The following is an 18,104-nucleotide window of genomic DNA, read 5'->3' on the forward strand; positions in this document are numbered from 1 at the left end:
CCTTCTTTGTTATAAATCCCTTAATATATATAAATAAAAAAACTATTAAATATCACATCAATACTAAATAGTATCTTCCATAAAAGCATTTAACTTGAATTAAGGGTAAAAGGTAATGAAAGATAATATTTTATATAATCCTATTGCACATCTTTACGAAAGTTTTTCAGACTCAACGCCACATATTGAAGTGGAAATTCGTACCATGCTCAATCTGGCCGGGGATGTACAAGGAAAATCAGTGTTAGATTTAGCATGCGGATATGGTCTTTTTGGCCGTAAGTTTAAAGAACTTGGCGCGTCAAAAGTCATTGGTGTCGATATATCCGATAAAATGATCGAAATTGCCAGAAATAAATCGCAACAATATAATGATGGGATTGAGTTTCATATAAGCGATGTCTGTAAAATGGGGCAAATGGGTAAATTTGATCTGGTTGTTGCCGCTTGGTTATTTTGCCACGCAGAATCACTTGAAGACCTTCAAACCATGTTCCGTGTCATTGCAGATCACCTCAAGCCTTCCGGTAAACTCGTCGCTTATACATTTGAACCCAATTTCCGATTGGAAAAAGGGAATTACATGAATTATTCCATCAAAGTACTCAGCGAAGAACCAGTAAAAGATACCACCCTTTTAAAAGCTGAATTTATGACAACTCCCCGCAGCCCTTGTACAATGTATCGCTGGAGCCGTGAGCAATATGAGGATGCCATCAAAAAAGCCGGTTTAAAACATTTTGAATGGCATAAACCCATGCTGATGGAAAGTGATATTGCCAGCCAGCCCCCAGGTTATTGGAACGATTATCAACGGAACTGTCTTGATACCGCCCTCGTTTGTCACTTTTAAAATACCGTATAATATTCCCCCGAACCTTAGGGGGATTGTGCGTTAAATAATATTTTATTTAATCCTCCAATCTGCCGACATTTATGATATCAATATTTTCTTTATCCGACATACTCTTTATCTAATACATTTTTATCCTGCCAATTAAAAACCAATCTTAATAATTTGCGAGTAATTTAATAGTCAATAGGTTTCAAAATATCATGCGATGGCAAATCAATTCCAGTCACATTGTTAATTTACAATATGACTGAAACACACCAACACAGCCAATAACGCTGGCATTTGGAAAGAAAGGAACCTACCCGATCAGTATTTCATACTGCCAAGTTTAATTAATCGTTTCTTTTAAAAAGAAATGATTAATTGATAGTTTCAATCTCATTCAAATAATGGGTATCGGAAAAGCCTTTATCATTGAAAAAACGAATCAGAAGATCAGCCAAAACATCCGGGCGTTCTACCATAACGAGATGATCTGATTTCTTGATGGTAGTAAAGATCGAACCAGGGAAAAGAGAAGCGCAATATTTCACATTTTCAGGTGGCGTAATGATGTCATGTTCACCTGTCACACATAAAATTGGCTTGTCAAAATTCTCAGCTTTCTCATATTTCTTCTGGTTCAAAAGGCGTCTTTGAAGCCCTTCATGCCTGTTACCCAAATGGCGGATTGTTTCCTGCAATGTCGTTTTGAGCAGTTTATAAGTCGTGTCTTTTCCTAAAACATCAACACCCGGCTCAAGACAGAGAATACACGAAATGATTTTTTCGATAGATTCGTCATATTTTTCTTCATGCAGCAACTTAAATGCTTCATCGAACCGTTCTTGAATATGAAGAGGCTGAGTCAATGCAGCACCAATCAATACTGATTTATTAATCCTGTCAGGCCACCGGTGAGAAAACTCCAAGGCAGTGGAGCCACCGTAAGAAATACCAATAAGATTTACTTTCTGCAAAGAAAGAACATCCAAAATATGCAGGATACATTCCGCAAGAAACTCGAATCCCTCATCTTTGGGAACGTCATCCGCAGCGCCTGTACCCGGTAAATCAACCATGATGAGCGGGCCGTCATCTTTAAGAAGATATTCAAGGTGTGGCAAGGAATACATATCCTGAAAACCACCAGCAATGATCAACTTCGGCACGGTTGTTGAAGTATTAATGTCACCGATTACACGAAATGCATATTTGACCCCACGCCATTCAATATCCCTCTTGTCTTGGGGAGGAAGGCGATGGGTTGAATCAATAAAAGTAGCAAGAGATTCTACAGTTCGAAATCTGAGCACATCACTCCAGTCGATTTTTTTGCCTAGATCTTGCTCAATGAAAATTTGCATTTCAACTAAGGAGATGGAATCTGCACCAAGACTGAAGAAATCATCTGAAACTTTCATCGATTCCACCCGCAGTACTTCCTGGCATATTTTCAATACTTCAGTTTCTGTGTTACTTAATTTGCAATTTTCTTCTGATGATACTGTCATATCACTCTCCTATCTTCATTGATACCCAGTACTGCCAAGTTGCAATATCACGAATTGCATCTTATATGTACCGGATATGATTACTTTTAAATCAGCTTAAAGCCCCCAAAGCGGGTGCATCATATCCTTGTTCGAAAGAATAATCTACGAAAGTAATCACTGATGTTATTAAATGAGAATGTATATAATTAGTAATTGATATAATATTCTGTGAATTTATTTTAAATCGATATTATAAAGAAATGATGATTAATTTTGATTCTCCAAACTAGTATAAAACGCAAAAATCATCAATGAGCTGTCAGGTAATATGCTGCGCAACATGATCTGCTGCACAGTTTTTACGCATAGTAAGATTGCTACATTGCAATTCATAGCCCGAATGTAGCCGATAAGATCAGGAGGGTTTTGTTTATTTGATTAAAGCTAGGCACCCTAATCTGACGTAAGTGGCTTCATCATTTCTACTACACTATCAAGTAATCTTGGCGTACAGGCTGACACCAAGCTGCCGCCTAACATCACTTTTCCCCGGCTACCATCCAGCGAACAGAAGTCTCCTCCCGCTTCCCTGATACAAGGTAAAATTGCAGCGCTGTCCCACGGTTTCATTATGGTATCAATAGCGCAATGCAAACGACCGGCAGCAACCATCGCGTGCTGATAAGCATCATTGGCAAACGTGAAATCCCGCGCAGTTTTTACCAATGAATCCAGATCATAAGCGATTGTGCCATCAGCAAGGTTATAGCTTGTACTGTGTATTCCTGAGGCCGTGATCACCGCCTGCTCCACCCTTTCCGGTGAGTTTTTTGCAATCTTCAATTGTTGCAGAGGCTTGCCTTCCACACTCTTCCAGCACCCCTTACCTTTTGCCGCATAAATGGTGGTTGAAATAGCTGGGAAACTCATCACCCCAACAACCGGCTCTCCCTGTTCAACAAATGCAATCAACGTACTGAATAAGGGAATGCCATATAAAAATGCCCTGGTGCCATCAATGGGATCAATCACCCAACCCGATTCAAATTTCTCTGCGCCCTTCAGTCCGTATTCCTCTCCCCAAACGGGAACTCCCGGACTGCGCTTTTCAAAGATATTGCGAATTTCTGTTTCCAACATTAAATCAGTCTGGGTCACAATAGAGCGGTCAGGTTTATAATCAAATTTCTCCGCTCCATTAAAAGCATCCTGCGTTTTTTTTCTAATACTATTTACCGCTTCAAGAGCTATTTCCAACATCTGGGTACATTCCTTTTATGTAGAGTAAAGATCTAGACTGACACGCAAAAAAGATCCAATCAAAACGGTTCTTCTATGTATTGACAATAAATTAAAAAGAAAAATTTTATCTCAGCAGTTAAGGAAAATCCATTTTTAAACATATGGATATAAGTTTATGCGAACTTGGCATAACTAATTAAAATAAAATTCAAGCCAAAATCCTTTATGTCACCTTTTAGCTCTGCGCTTTCTTAAATCGCTGGTCGACTTCGTACCGTTCAGTCATTCTTCTTATCAGGCCAAATAGCCGAGCAAGTCAATAATTCATTGAATTAAAAATGATTTTTTATTTTTTAGTTTCTCATTGGAATTATAAATTTGTGTACTAAATTTTAATATATAGAGTTTTTAACCACATTCCATTGTCAATCAATCTTGAATAAATAAAGAAAAGAGCATTCATCCTTCAATATAAAATATATTGGTTTTTAACCATAGTTTATTTAAATAACTCAACACGCCTTTTATTGGGTTAAAAACATTATTAACATGCCAATAATTAATGAACCAAAATTAATAAAAAACAATATAGTTAATTAATTGCCCCTCCCAACGAAGCAGCAATGTGGGATTACCACCTCTATAGATTTGTATCGGAAAAGAATCCTGTACATCCTCCTTGTTGGGCACATAAACCCGGCCCTTATAAAGTGCGAAAAAGAGATAAAAAAGGAAAAATTATCTATGATGTCAGAAAGTCAGATAATGGTATTTACACCAAGTTTTGTGGGTTCTTTATCGTTAATAATACGGTGATAATAAAGTAAGCCTCTAAAAAAATGGCTCACTTATGCGAGCCATTTTTAATCATTCAATTTCGCCAATAAAATGGGTTGATTAAATCAGTCTGGATTTCTCAGTTCGGATCATTGTTGTATCCGACCAAGCCATCATGACAGATGATTGCGTTTTGCTATCCAGCGAATCAATAAAACCATTGCCACTCATGGCGGGTGCAAAACCACTCATGGCCTGTACCAGAGAGTCCACCGCATTAGCTGACAACACGGTAACTTCACGCTCTCCCTGTGCATTCTTGTCTGCCATTTGAGTCACAATATCCGCACGGTTGCCATTGAAGTAGTCATTGAAAGTCACAGACCCTATTGCTTCAAACTGCCCTTGTTCGGAATCTGTATACACATTGCGGGCTGTCAATAATACCAGATCGTAGCCACTGCGCTGGAACCACAATTCTTTCCAGTTAAGATTATTGAAAATAATCTTGTCGCCTTGTTTGATGTCTTCCACCACATTATCAATAACATCACCACTGACTACATAGCTATTGACGCCAGCACCACCGCTAAAGCGGTTTTGATAGCCTCCCAACACCAGCAGGTCGTCACCGTCACCACCGTTCAATTGGCTGAATTTGGAAACCACATCGGCAATCAGATGGTCATTTCCCGTCCCCCCATTAATGAGTGCGTGGTAACCCATCAGTTTGATGGCATTATTGCCCCTATTGCCATCTACCCGGTTATCGTTGCCGAATACATTGGCAAAATCGTTGCCTGCTCCCAAATCAACCTGATTGTTATTGCCGATAGCGACAACATAATCCTGATCATGCCCGGCATCAATGCGGTTGAAGTTACCGGCAGCCACGATATAGTCACGCCCACGCCCTCCTTCAATCACACCGCCTTCACCAAAAGCAAAAACCTGATCATCGCCGTCTCCCATGTAGGCATAGTTAATGCGTCCGGCGAGCACGGCAACATCATTGCCCTTTCCGCCGAACATCATGTTCTCACGCCCCAGCATGACTCCCATGTCATTGCCTTCACCGCCGGTGAAAATGTTTGAAACGCCCATCGAATAAAAGACGTCATCACCGCGCCCACCCCAGAAGTTGTTGTTATCTCCCAGATAAGCGCCCAAATCTTTCCCGTCACCGCCCCAATTGAAGTTGTAGTTACCGAGGGAAACATGAATATCGCCATCGCCTTGCAGATGCCCGCTATTGCGCAGGAAATCAAACGTTTTATCCTGCATGTGCAGTAAATCGTCTGTCAGGTTCTGTTTCAGATTAGAGGCCAGTTGCTGCATTTCTTCCTGTTTATTCTGGCTGAACAAGGTTGCAAACAGATTTGGCAGATTCAGAGAGTTAAACCCGAATGTACGCCCTGACTGCGCTTGTTCTGGGGCTAATGGCAATTCGTTGTTTTCCTCCGCGAGGCTATCTTCCGCTGGGGCTTTTTCTTGCAATCCGTGACTTTCAAGGAAAGACTTCAGACCATCAGAGCCGGCGGCTATATTGGCTTTAATGCCATCGTAAAGCACCTGTGGATCAACCAATGACTGCAACTGTTTGCCGCTGAATTCGCCAATGACCTCAAGCATCTCTTTCACGATGGCAACACCATCCACGGGTTGGTTGGAGCGCGAAATAATTTGCCCCTGCGGGGTGTAATCCACACCAAAGATATCAGCAAGTGTTGTGTCCGCATTCACCGTTGCAAGTCGGCCCAACAATTTGTTTTTAATCTGGCGCGGCAAGTCTGCCGGACTGAACGTAAACGTGGTTTTCGCCAATCCGCTGGATGTGTATTGCTGGGTCATTAAGCCAAACAACGAACCAAGGTTGATATCCAGAATTGATTGGATATTGTCACCGAACATAAAGTTCCAGTTGCCGGTTGTAGCCTGAATATCGGCTCCCTGCCCGCCAACGGCAACGTTAAAGGCCAGTTTTTCATTTGCCTGACGGAATTTGTCTGCCCGGCTGAGACGCCCCAAACCTGACGAATTGCTGCTCAGCCACTGGTTATATTGCTTATTCAGCGTGCTTTCCAAATCACTCTTCAAACCACGGCCACTGCGGGCAGATTGTGAATCCAGGTTCGTCAGTGAGTGATAATCCACGCTGCTGGTTTGATCCAACCCTGACATATCGCTGAGGTATTTTCTCACACTGCCGATTGTCCATTGCGTTTCCTGTGAGGAAAGCCAATTTGGTGCCGAGAATTCTCCGGCAATCTGCTGCAATACGCCAGACACACGCGATACGCCATCAAATGGATTGAGCAGCGGTGGAGTCGGAATCGATTTATCCATCATCACAATCAGATCATTGCTGCGCCCTTGGTTGAAGCTGACATTCCGGTTGCCGATAAATAACTGTGCCCCTTCCAATGCCTGATAACCCGCAATGTTGATACTGTACTTGCTGTCACCCTCTCCCAAGTGCACCATGACATTATTGTCACCAAAAGCCAGTGACTTGAAGCCTCCGCTTCCCACTTTAATGCCAGCGTTAGTGGTTCCCCAGTTAATTGCCGTAAATTCACCATCACCGATCTGTATCTGGACATTGCCGGAATAGCTTAATCGATTGTTGGTCGCGTTCTTATCTGCATCACTCTTTTGATAATGACGTGATTTCGGTACGTGGAATGTTTCGGTGTTATTTGCAATTGCCCCTTTCGCAAACGTATTTTTTTCAATGTTGCTTATTCCATGATTTCCCACACGGGACAGGACAATATCATGCTCCGAAATACCATGCCGCATACGTTCTGAACGGCTTTCCAGTTCACCTTGCTGATTCCAGTGCAATACTGTTTTATTGTCATGCAACTTGTGCACCCACTGTTCCTGTGCTCCCCGCGTATATTTCCGGCCACGATTGTCTACCGCAACATCACTGCTGCGTGCGGAAACTGAGGCACGTATGCCATATCCATCAAGTGCGGAAATCAAATGGCGGGCAAAGCCATCACGTTTATCGTTACTTATCAGGGAGCAACCCACCAGACTGATATGCTGAAGTTGACCGGAAGACGGGAAGCTATTGCTGAACTGTTTTAATCTCATGGCAAGTTCGGCTGCGCTGTAACCACTCATGCGTGTATGACCCTGAATGTCGCTATGTTCAGCCGCGTCACGACCATGACCCACAACCTGCCAGCGTATCTTGCCTGCCAATTTGGTCGGTTCCCCGTACACCACCTGATACTGGCCATTGGCATCAAGCTGGACAATGACACTGGAATCCGGATGCTTGCCCGCTAGGTTTGCTGCGGCACGGGCAGCGACCAAGTCATTTTCCGTCTGGATAATAACCTGACCATCAAAGCGGCTATCCCTTTCGGAAGATTTCCCTCCGGCAGATGCTTCTGAGGTTGATTCCTCTCGGGCAGAGAGCTCCGTTACGGCAACGCGTTCCCATTCGCTGACATTTAGGTTATCCAGCGGACGTTCAGCGCCCAATGCATTTTTCATTGGCGTGCCATCAAAAATATCCATATCAAGGATATCTTTCATGGTTGTTCTGTCACCCAAGACAGGGCGATAAGATGCCATTGCCGAGCCATCCAACACTATGACCCGATCGAAAATTCTTTCCCGATCACCATTTTTGGCCATTTTGTAGTTGGTTGCCATATTCAAATCTGAACGGCCGAAGAAGCGGGTCATGTAATTGCCGAATTTCTCCGCAGAAGAAAACTCGACGATACCCACGTTGGGATCGTAGAAACCATACATGCGGTTTTCCCCGCTGCCTTTTGACCAAGCCGCCATCGCATGCCCCAAGGTGTTCAGCTCCAATAGAATTGATGCCCCCTCCACGTTGGTAGCCGTGATTTTTTCAATCACCCCTTTCACAGTCAGGGCTTGCTCTCCCGCCAGTTTTTCCTTCCATACTTTGATGCTACTGTCGAACATCGGGTTTCTTGCATAGAGTGCGGATAGCGTTCCCAGTAACTTGCTGGCATTCGTCTGTTCATTTTCAGAATACAGTTCAGGGTGACTCAATACCGAAGCCGCAGAATACAGCTTACTTAGCAGCGCGTTGGCAACGCCCTCACGCCCTTCATTTTCCAACTGTTTTGCCACCAAAACGAATTTTGATAATGGAACACAACGCCCGCCAAAACCGTCATTGGAGAGATTCAGCAACAGCAATTGTGGCGCAAGATGCTCACTGGCTTTAGGATCAGCCATTCCCGCTGAGGTGACATCCCGGAAAAGGCGATTGTATTTTTCAGTCTTCGGTTGAAGGGTAATTTTTAATGCCCGGTTTTCAATTTCCCATGCCAATGCGCCTTTTTGCTCGGCAGTCCAACCCTTCTTCACCAACATGTCCACCAATTGCTTGATGTTCATGTCTGGGTGGAAGCCGTCAATAATGCGCTCGGCGTGACCGTATTTATAGCCCGACAAAAACGCTTTCGTTGCACGGATATCCTGCTGCCTGCCCAAGTCATCCACCGTTGGCTGCAAGGCGACGGCATAACGTCTCAGATCGTTCTTAATGCCTTTAAGTACAACACTGTGCCGCGTCCGGAAATTGCCTTCAAACAAATTGGACACTATTTTTTTGGCGTACTGTTCCATCAACGGATTGCTGGCATCATGACTGTGGTAAGTATGTTCACCTGAAATGTCATAACCCGCTTCAATCAGCTTGGTGCGTAACTTTTCACCTTCCTCACCCAAGCCTTCGTTGTCTGTCAGTAACATGATGGAAGTTTGTATCGAAAGCCCCTGCAAGTTTTTCTCGACGGAGAATTGACCATTCACGGTTTTTGCCAACGCCCCGGTAAGGCCGGTTGGGTTGGGAATACCGTGGGCGGCGATCGCTTTTGCCATACTTGGCATTGGCCGGTCGAGCAGCAAACCCGCGACTGCCTGCCCCCTGCGTTCAGCATAACGGGCCAGATCCGCGGCAATCGGCGCACCCATTGAATAACCGTGGATCACGATATTATCAGGGCTGATGCCCCGGTCATTGACCAGATAACGGAACATGGTACGCGCATCCTGATACAGACCAAGCTCGCTTGGGCGTCCATCACTGTTGCCGTAACCACGCATATTTACCGCCAGCACATCAATGCCTTGGGATTGGTAGTGATCTTTGATTTTAAAGGCTTGTTCTTCAGCGGAAGAACCCGAGCCATGAATAAACAGTACAACTTTTCTGTTTGCCGATTCGTTTGCAGAATGATTGCGTAACCTGCTGCTGCCAAGGTGGTAATACCCATCCAAACGCCCGATCTCGCCCTGTAACGTGACTTTTTCTGTTATTTGTCGATCCATGTCCCGACCCAGTTGTATCTGAATAAATTTGCTGATCCTGCGGCGATCTTCTTTAACGCCGTAAAGCTGGTTATTCATAAAGCGGGTCAGAGGTTCAAGGGGCGCGGATTCACGCGGTGGTGCATCGTCATTGGGAATGGCGACTTTTTCCAACATTTCTTCATGCCTTTCAAATGCATGTTCTAAAATAGCGTCGGATTCTTCCCCATTGAGGCGCTGCCACTTTTCCTTGATTTTATTGAGCTGTGTCGCTTTCTGGAGCGCCTCACCAAACTGAAAGAGTTCATTCGGCGTCCAGACACCGAAGAAAGGCCGCCATTTGTTGCCAAGCACTTTATCGGCCCCACCGGCCTGCAGGATACGGGCAACGACACTGGAACAGTTTTTGGTTAAAAGTTGATAGCGGGCATCCGGATCGCTGCTGATTTTATGCCATTCCGCCTGCATCGCTCCGACATCCAGACCTTCCAGATTAATGCGATATACGCGACCGGGCACGATTTTACTGTTTTTAAAGTCGTTGATATCTGACAATTCACGCTCAGCAAATTGCCTTGTGACATTTTCAATCAGCTTTTCAACTCGCTTAGGCGATTGCATCTGGGCGGCCATGCGTAAAACTTCGGCAAAACGCTGCCCGACTTCATTCATATCCATGCCGGGATCAGCCCATTGAGCCAAGAAAGGGCGATAGATATATTCAGGTATTCCCGTAGTTTCCAACAATATTGGGTTGGCAAGCGCTGCGATGGCAAAACCTTCGCTGACATCCTTGAAAGTTGCGCTCACCCCTTTTGCCATTTTCAGTTTTTCGAGGAATTCTTTTAACTTATAGGAACCATCAGACAAGCCGAAATCATCATCCTCTTCCGCCGCCACATCGAATCGCAGTGCCGGATTTTGGTGGGCAGGCTGACTGAAATCACGCCAGCGTAACCGCAGATCAGGGAACTCTTCGGTTGAGATGTTGAAAATTTCACGCATTTCAATGGACTTACCTCCCGCCGGCCACCAGCTTACATAGTTCATGTCATTGAAATCGGCAACATCAGCTGCGCCAAGCAGGACACGCCCCTGCCCGATTTGCAATGCTGAATGCCCAATTGTGCTGGTTTCACTGGGCTTCCAGATATAAAGCGTGGCGCTGACGGGAGAGAGGTGCTGTTCAATGGCCCGGTGGACTTTTTTCAGGCCGGCAACATCAATGCCCTTGCCATCTTTTGCCAGATCATAAGGCGTCAATTGTGAAAATACGGCATTGGTGACTTCCTGACCATATTCCCTTCGGATAGCGGCCATGACCTGCTCAAGCCCGACGCCAGCAGTATCTTTGCCGATTTGCACACTGAATTTGCCCCGAGTGACAAAATCCCCGTCGGCATCAATATACAGGTGCTTGGAGTCTTTCAGGTTGGCGTTGTCCAGTTTGCTGTAAAGCTCGCTGAAACTTCCCTTGCCTGAACTTCTCAAGGTCGGTTCAGCAAGGATCAGTGATTCTTCAAGGCGTGTGTTAATTTGGGACAGCAGCAATTTCAATGCCGACGAGCGCCCTGATTCAGGGTGCCCCAATAAATAGCCTTCTACCTGTTGATGCAAGACAGTGAGTTTTTCAATCGCGTCCAGTGAATAATCCCGGTCTTCCAGCAAAGATTGTTCATAGGCACGCATTCCCCGAAGAATATTCTGATAGCTTTCACCCAAGGGTTTGCCCCGGACATAGGCATGGCGTTGCAACTCACTGAGTGACATAAGTTCAGCGTTTGGTCGGTAGCGCCAGCCGCCATCGATTTTTTCAGCCAAAATACGGGTGCGGCCTTTATCATGGGAAACGATGCGGTTTTCGATCAAATGCAATTCTTTGGGGAGTTGGTCGTAATGGCTGTAATTGGCAAAGATAAAATGCTCGATGGTTTTTATCTGTGCCGGATCTTTGGTGTTCTCCATTTTGATGGTTTTGAAGTTATAGTTGCGGTTTTCCGACCACTGATGCACTTCCAACCCACCAATACCTTCCTGTACCAAAATATTGCGTTCCGAGCGCAGGCGATAGAACGGAATGGCTTTATTCAGCATGCCGTCAATGGCGCTCAGTTTAATATTCAGATCAACCAAAGTGGTTGGCTGATATCCATGAGGGTCCATTTCAAGGTATTTTTTCTGTTCAGCCTCACTCATGGCATCAAACCGGATTTTGGCTTTGACACCTGCATCGGCCAGCCTTTTGCCGATGGATTCCAACGGAACATTCCGATATTCATGGGCCGGTTTATCCAGCAGACGAATTTCGTTGATTAACCCTTCGCGCTGCAATTGGCGCAATACCGGCAATTCGACGTTCCAGAAGAAGTTCCCCAGACGCAGGCCACCTTCTGCAATGACGTAAACATCGCCGCGCGAGCCGGTCGCATATACCGAGCTCCAAAAACCAATATTGCTCAGCGCCGAGGTTTTAATCGCAGACTGCAAGGTTTTTTGCTGCACATCGTCAGGGTCCAGTGAGAGACTCCCCCAGCGCATTAATTGCTTGTTCAGTTCGAGGGCAAACCTATTTCCCTTGATGTCGATATCGTAAACCACTTTTTTGCCATCAGGCTGGGCTGCGTCAAGGATGTCGCGGTACTGCTTGAAGTTGCTGCCAGACCAGAATGAAACAATGCTTTGATCTCCGTGAACAGGCTCAAAGCTGTAACCATATTGCTCCAGCCTGAAGAGAAACCGGGCGCGTTTATCCCAATCGTAGTCGAGCGTGGAATCAACAAATAATTTAGCCAGCGCTGCAACCCGATTTGGGGGAATTTGGTTCTCGGTATTGTTGAGGTAGTTTTCAATGAAATCCACCATCTGTTGCCTGACATTGTCATGGATTTCAACATCAGTGCGCTTTATGCCCGGTATTGGTGTGTCAATGTCAGGAGATAAATCCGTCAGCCGATAGTTTTCACTGTTCAGCCAGCGATAAACATTGGCAACTTTTTGGACTCTTTCATTGATGAATGAATACGTCAATGAGCCGGCACTGCCGTTACTCCGCTGTGATCCCCGGTTGTTTGGCCCCAATGCTTCCAGCCCGCTCAGATCCAGTCCCGACACCATCGGGGTTGATTCATGCTGTGGTTGTACAGGCTGAACGGGGGCAGTGATTTCGCGGGAAGATATCCGTGGTTGGGAAGATTTGTCCTGAGTTAATGGCGGAGCTGCATGCTTGGCACGTATCCCTGCATTAATCTGCAAGCGCTGAATGGCTTGTTTCGCATCAAGGAGTTCAGAGAAATCTTCATCCAGCCCCTGAATCTCCTGACTGAAACGACCGTCACCCTGTACCGGATTCCCGGCATGAAGGTGGCTTTCCGTCTTGCCGGCACCCGTTGATTCATATGCCTTGCCGGACAATCCGCTGCCTGCACGGTTATTGTGGTTTGATTCATGGCTGCTGTCCCGGGCCATTCTCCCTGCATCCATTTCAGCTTGTTTAAGCGCAGCATATCCGTCATGCTCAGCCTGCTGTGCACGTTTTTGCTGCGAACGTGCTTCCTGCTCGCGAAATTCTGCTTTAGCGCGGGCATCCTCAATATCCTGTTGTGCATTCAGGCGATGTTGCTCACCGTTGGCAACCCCTGCCTCGGATTTTTTAACGGCAGTTTTTAGCTGTTTTTGCTGTTGCTGCAAAGTGGATAGCGCATCATCCAATTGCTGCCCGGCAACTGATTTTGTGCGCTCCAACTGCGTTTGCAGTCCATCCAGCAATCCACCGGCAAACGCATGACGCCATGGGTCGCCAGAACCCTTCTGGTTAATGGTATTTTTTACATTATCCAGCGCCACATTATCCAGATTTGCCAGCAAATCCGCTTTTGCGACAAAATCAGCCGTGACAGCCTGTTCTTCAGCCTTGATGGCATCACGCTGCGATAACCCATTGCTGTCCAAGGCCCGAATGTCTGTCTCTTCTAACTGACGTTGCGTAGCAGAAATGGCTGCCAGTTGTTTTTCTCGTTCTTTTATCAAGCGTTGCTGATCGGCTTCTGCACTTGCCTTGTCTTTCATGACACCCGCAGAAAGGGGATCTTTCCCCGCATAGTCTGCATTGGCAGGCTCTGTGTGCTCTGAATGGGCAACAACGTTATCCAGCAGATATCCCCTGCCATCACTGATGCCGGTTCCCTTGAATTCCAGACGATTGCTGCCCGCCTGCGCAATTAACGTCAATTGTTTGTGCTGCCACTTAATGGGATCTGCCTGAGAAGAGAAAACAATTTTGCCATTCCACAAAACATCCATGCCGTTATCGTCATTGCTTCCGGCACGTCTTGCAAAATCAAAATCAAGGGTGATCGTCTCACCGTCGGCCAGATTCTGAATATCCTGATAAATCGTTGTATTGGCATTGGCGTCGAGTTCGCTGACATGAGAACCATGCCCGTCATTGTCAAGGCCATAAGACGCTGCCGGATGCTGTGTCTCTGTACCCTGTGTCGAGAGCCATCCCGTACTTCCCTGTTCAAAATCACCATTGGTGATAAGGTTCGGTTGCGACGCTGAAGATGAGCCTTCATCGTTCGCCATTTGTTGGATTTTGCCGATATCCGGGCTGTCAATGTGTGTGACAGTGCCTTTTAAATCTGCTTGTAATTCTGACGTGATTTCATCAACTTCTGTCATTTTAAAGCCATTCAGGGAAGACACTTCTGGCAGGTTAATCGCCCCACGCCCCCGGTAGCTGCCGGAAGTATTGGCTTCATCACCATTGATCAGATAGTTAATTCCCTGGCTGCCTGCAACCCCCAGCAATGTCTGTTTCACATGACCGAACAGGGCTTCCAGCTTGTTGCTCTGGGTATTGCTTGATGCAACCGCAAAGCTGTAGAAATCACCATTCCCCACTTGAAGGGATAAATTATTGCGGGCGTAAGAAGCATGAATGTTAATACCATCCCCAACATGAACATTGGCATTGGCGGAACCTTTCATGGCTGAGATATTCAGCCCATCACCCACTTTGGTATTAATATTGAATTTGCCCCAAACAGCGTTGACAGAAATACCATCACCCCATTTGGTGTTCACGTTCAAATCACCGTGTGCCACCGTGACATTCAGACCATCACCCACCGTGGTCGTGATATTGCCTTTCCCTTTGGCGGTGGTGATCTGAGTGCCGTTCCCCACTTTAGTCACGGCATTGCCTTGGCTCCACAAGGCGTTGAAGCTGTCCCCAGTCCCGATTTGGGTGACGATATTGGCATCGCCTTTCGCCAAAGCCACATTGCGGCCATTGCCCACTTTGGTGATAACGTTGGCTTTGCCCCATGCCCCGGTGTAATCATCCCCATCGCCCACGCGGGTGACCATATTGGCCTGCCCGTTAAGCACGGTTGCCGTTTGCCCATCCCCGACTTTGGTGACAATATTCGCTTTTCCTTGGGCAAAACTATAATGGCTGCCTTTCCCCACATGGGTCATGACGTTTGCATCGCCCCACGCCACATGAGTTGCCACTTCATCACCCACTTTGGTCACGATGTTGGCCTTTCCTTTGGCAAATCCCACCGTATTACCATTGCCCACGTGGGTCATGATATTGCCGATTTGGGATACCAGTAATCCGACTGTTGTGCCATCCCCCACTTTGGTCAGAATATTGCCTTTGCCATGCAATAAACCGGCTGTCGTTCCGTTCCCGACATGAGTCACCACGTTGGCTTCAGCCGAGGTAACAACCCCCATAAAGCCCTGACCCACTTTGGTCACGATGTTGGCTTTGCCCAACGCCAAGGTGCCGGTTAATCCGTCTCCCACATGAGTCATGATATTGGCCTGCCCAAACATGGCAGCAAGGGTAGTTTCATCACCGACTTTGGTCATGATATTGGCATTGCCGGCCAGTAAGCCGATAGTGGTGCTATTTCCGACCTGAGTGTAAATGTTGGCTTTGCCAATCATCAGGCCGATTGTCAGCCCATCCCCCACTTTGGTCATGACATTTGCGCCCCCCAGCATGGCCGCAAATGACGAGCCATTACCGATATGGGTCATCACATTGGCTTCACCAACCATAGCTGCCAGCATTTCACCATTACCCACTTTGGTGGCGATATTGCCTTTGGCAAGCATCAGGGCAACCGCCATGCCTTCCCCAATATGGGTGAACACGTTCCCCAGCGCCACCATCAATGCCAGCGCCTTGCCATCCCCCACTTTGGTAAAGACGTTAGCGCCTCCGGCCATGATTGTGTAATCATCCCCCTGTCCCACATGGGTAAAGAGATTGCCCAATCCCAACATAGCCGCAATGGCTTCACCATCACCCACTTTGGTGAAAACATTACCGGCAGCGCCCATGATGCCCAACGTCTGACCATTGCCGATATGGCTCAGAATGTTGCCGATACCAAACATGATGCCAGTTGTACTGCCATGACCGATTTTGGTTATCACGTTTGCACCGCCCAGCATCATGCCTGTGCTGTAACCGTCACCGATATGGGTCAGGACATTGCTTCCCCCTCCCATCACGGCGGAAACTTTCCCCGCTCCTTTTCTGGTCAGAATATTCGCACCTCCCAACGCCATAACGTTGGTCATGCCATCATTGGTACTCTGGGCAATTTGGGAAAATTGGGATGCCGGTGTTTTCTGCGGAACACTGCTGATATGAGTGATGACGTTGGCAATCCCCGCGCCATTGAAAGTCAGGTTGCCTTTTTTACCTTTTTTGAAAATGACATTGGCGGCTCCCGCCCCGTCAAATTCCGTATTGCCTGTCTCGGAGTTATGCAAAATGACGTTGGCAATGCCAGCGCCTTTAAAAATAACATTGCCGTGATGAACATTGGATTTGATGACATTGCCGCCACCTGCGCCTTCATAGTGCACATCTCCTGAGCTATGGTTATTGCTGTCAATGGCGGACTTAAATAATTCCTGCTCAGTAAATCCGTGCATTTCGGTAACATGTCCGGTAGAAACACGTACCGTTTTGACGCTGTAGTTCACATCACTCAATGTGTAACTGCCTTTCCCCAGCGCCTTATAACCGTAATTAGGGCCGACGAATTGATTTGCCACTTCTGCGGTATGATCCCCCTCTTTGTACCAAGGCTGGGCAATATATTTCAGCGCCCCCGTTTCAGAATCATTTTTCAGTTGTACCATCACGACCTTGGTATAACCGTCCAATACCTTGGCGTACAGGTAAGTATTCTTCATGCGCAGGGATTTCACAGGCTTAACATCAACCGTTGAACCATCCCGTGCGACGGCATATCCGCCCATTTTGGCGTTTGATAAAATGATGCTGTCCGCCGCAATTTGCACCCCGCCAGCATAAGTGACCCACTGATCTTCCGGCAGTTCTTTTTCTATTGCGTGGATTGTGACGACCTGATGCTGTTCAACAGTCAAATCTGACAAGGTATATGCGCCATCAACATCAACAACCTGAAAACCACCGTAATCGGAAACATCCAGTGCCGCCAATTTATCAAGCAGATTTCCCGATTTATACCAAGATGTTGTGTAATATTTCAGCTTGCCTGTCTCTGGATCATTATGGAGGAGGACTTTGTTGACCTTCGTGTATTTTTCATCCGCAAAAGCAAATAAATAGGTGTTTGCTTCCCGCGTAGATTTAACACCAACCACTTTTTGAGAATTCTGAATCCAACTTCCGCCCATTGTGGCCTTAGTCAGTACAATTTCTTCCGCGTTCGCATAAGCGATGCCTTCGCCGGAAAAATCATCGTTGCCCCCTTTACGGGTTATTTGGTTATAACCGCCTGCCCCGGTGAAATTGATATTTCCATGGGCAACATCGGAATAGAGATTGTTATATCCACCCGCGCCCGTGAAAGTCATATCACCAAGATTTCCACGGCGACTCAGATTGTTATATGCCGCAGCACCTGAATAACTTAAATTGCCGGTGTTGCCATCATGCTGAATAACCGCACCACCCGCGGCGCCAGCAAAAGCAATATCACCATCTCCCTCTTTATAGATTTCGGCATAACCCGCCGCACCTTTTACGGTGAGATCGCCACTGCTATCATTGACTTTCAGGTAAGCCGCTCCACCCACGACTGTATCATTACCTGTTCCGGTATAAACCGATGCGCCGATTGAACCTAATGTGATGTGATCATTGCCGCCATAAGCGTGGATTTGTCCACCAAAGCCGATAGCCACGATGTTATTGTCATCATCATCCGCTGAATAATTCCCTGTAAAGAAATATTCGACGCTTCTCCAAAACGGTTTTCCCATAAATATATCTCTAAAAAATAAAAATAATCAGACAAAAACGCCCAATTACAAAAGCAATTGGGCGTTGATGTTAATTTCTAAAAAAATAAAAATCAGATCCTATTAAAAAGGATTTAATGATCACAGCATAGAAATAAAAACAAAAGTCAGAGTATCTT

4 protein-coding genes are annotated in these 18,104 nt (G+C 46.2%); 1 reads left to right on the forward strand and 3 read right to left on the reverse strand.

Annotated features, from left to right (window positions below; all coding sequences use genetic code 11):
• Positions 1 to 115: 115 nt before the first annotated feature.
• Positions 116 to 853, forward strand: coding sequence for a class I SAM-dependent DNA methyltransferase (locus FE392_RS10580; protein WP_319930186.1), 738 nt, complete (start codon positions 116 to 118; stop codon positions 851 to 853).
• Positions 854 to 1,215: 362 nt separating this feature from the next.
• On the opposite strand, the gene FE392_RS10585 is transcribed toward FE392_RS10580, so the two are convergent.
• The 3 genes from FE392_RS10585 to rtxA form a co-directional block, all read right to left on the reverse strand.
• The gene (locus tag FE392_RS10585) at positions 1,216 to 2,349 is read right to left on the reverse strand and encodes an alpha/beta fold hydrolase (RefSeq protein WP_319930187.1); all 1,134 of its coding nucleotides are present in this window, start codon (positions 2,347 to 2,349) and stop codon (positions 1,216 to 1,218) included.
• 435 nt (positions 2,350 to 2,784) lie between these two features.
• On the reverse strand, positions 2,785 to 3,591 hold the full coding sequence (locus FE392_RS10590; protein ID WP_319930188.1) for an inositol monophosphatase family protein: 807 nt from the start codon (positions 3,589 to 3,591) through the stop codon (positions 2,785 to 2,787).
• An 879-nt stretch (positions 3,592 to 4,470) separates the two neighbouring features.
• The gene (gene rtxA / locus FE392_RS10595; RefSeq protein ID WP_319930189.1) at positions 4,471 to 17,946 is read right to left on the reverse strand and encodes an MARTX multifunctional-autoprocessing repeats-in-toxin holotoxin RtxA; all 13,476 of its coding nucleotides are present in this window, start codon (positions 17,944 to 17,946) and stop codon (positions 4,471 to 4,473) included.
• Positions 17,947 to 18,104 lie beyond the last annotated feature (158 nt).

The sequence above is a fragment of the Xenorhabdus santafensis genome, from assembly GCF_033949405.1.
Classification (GTDB): Bacteria; Pseudomonadota; Gammaproteobacteria; order Enterobacterales; family Enterobacteriaceae; genus Xenorhabdus; species Xenorhabdus santafensis.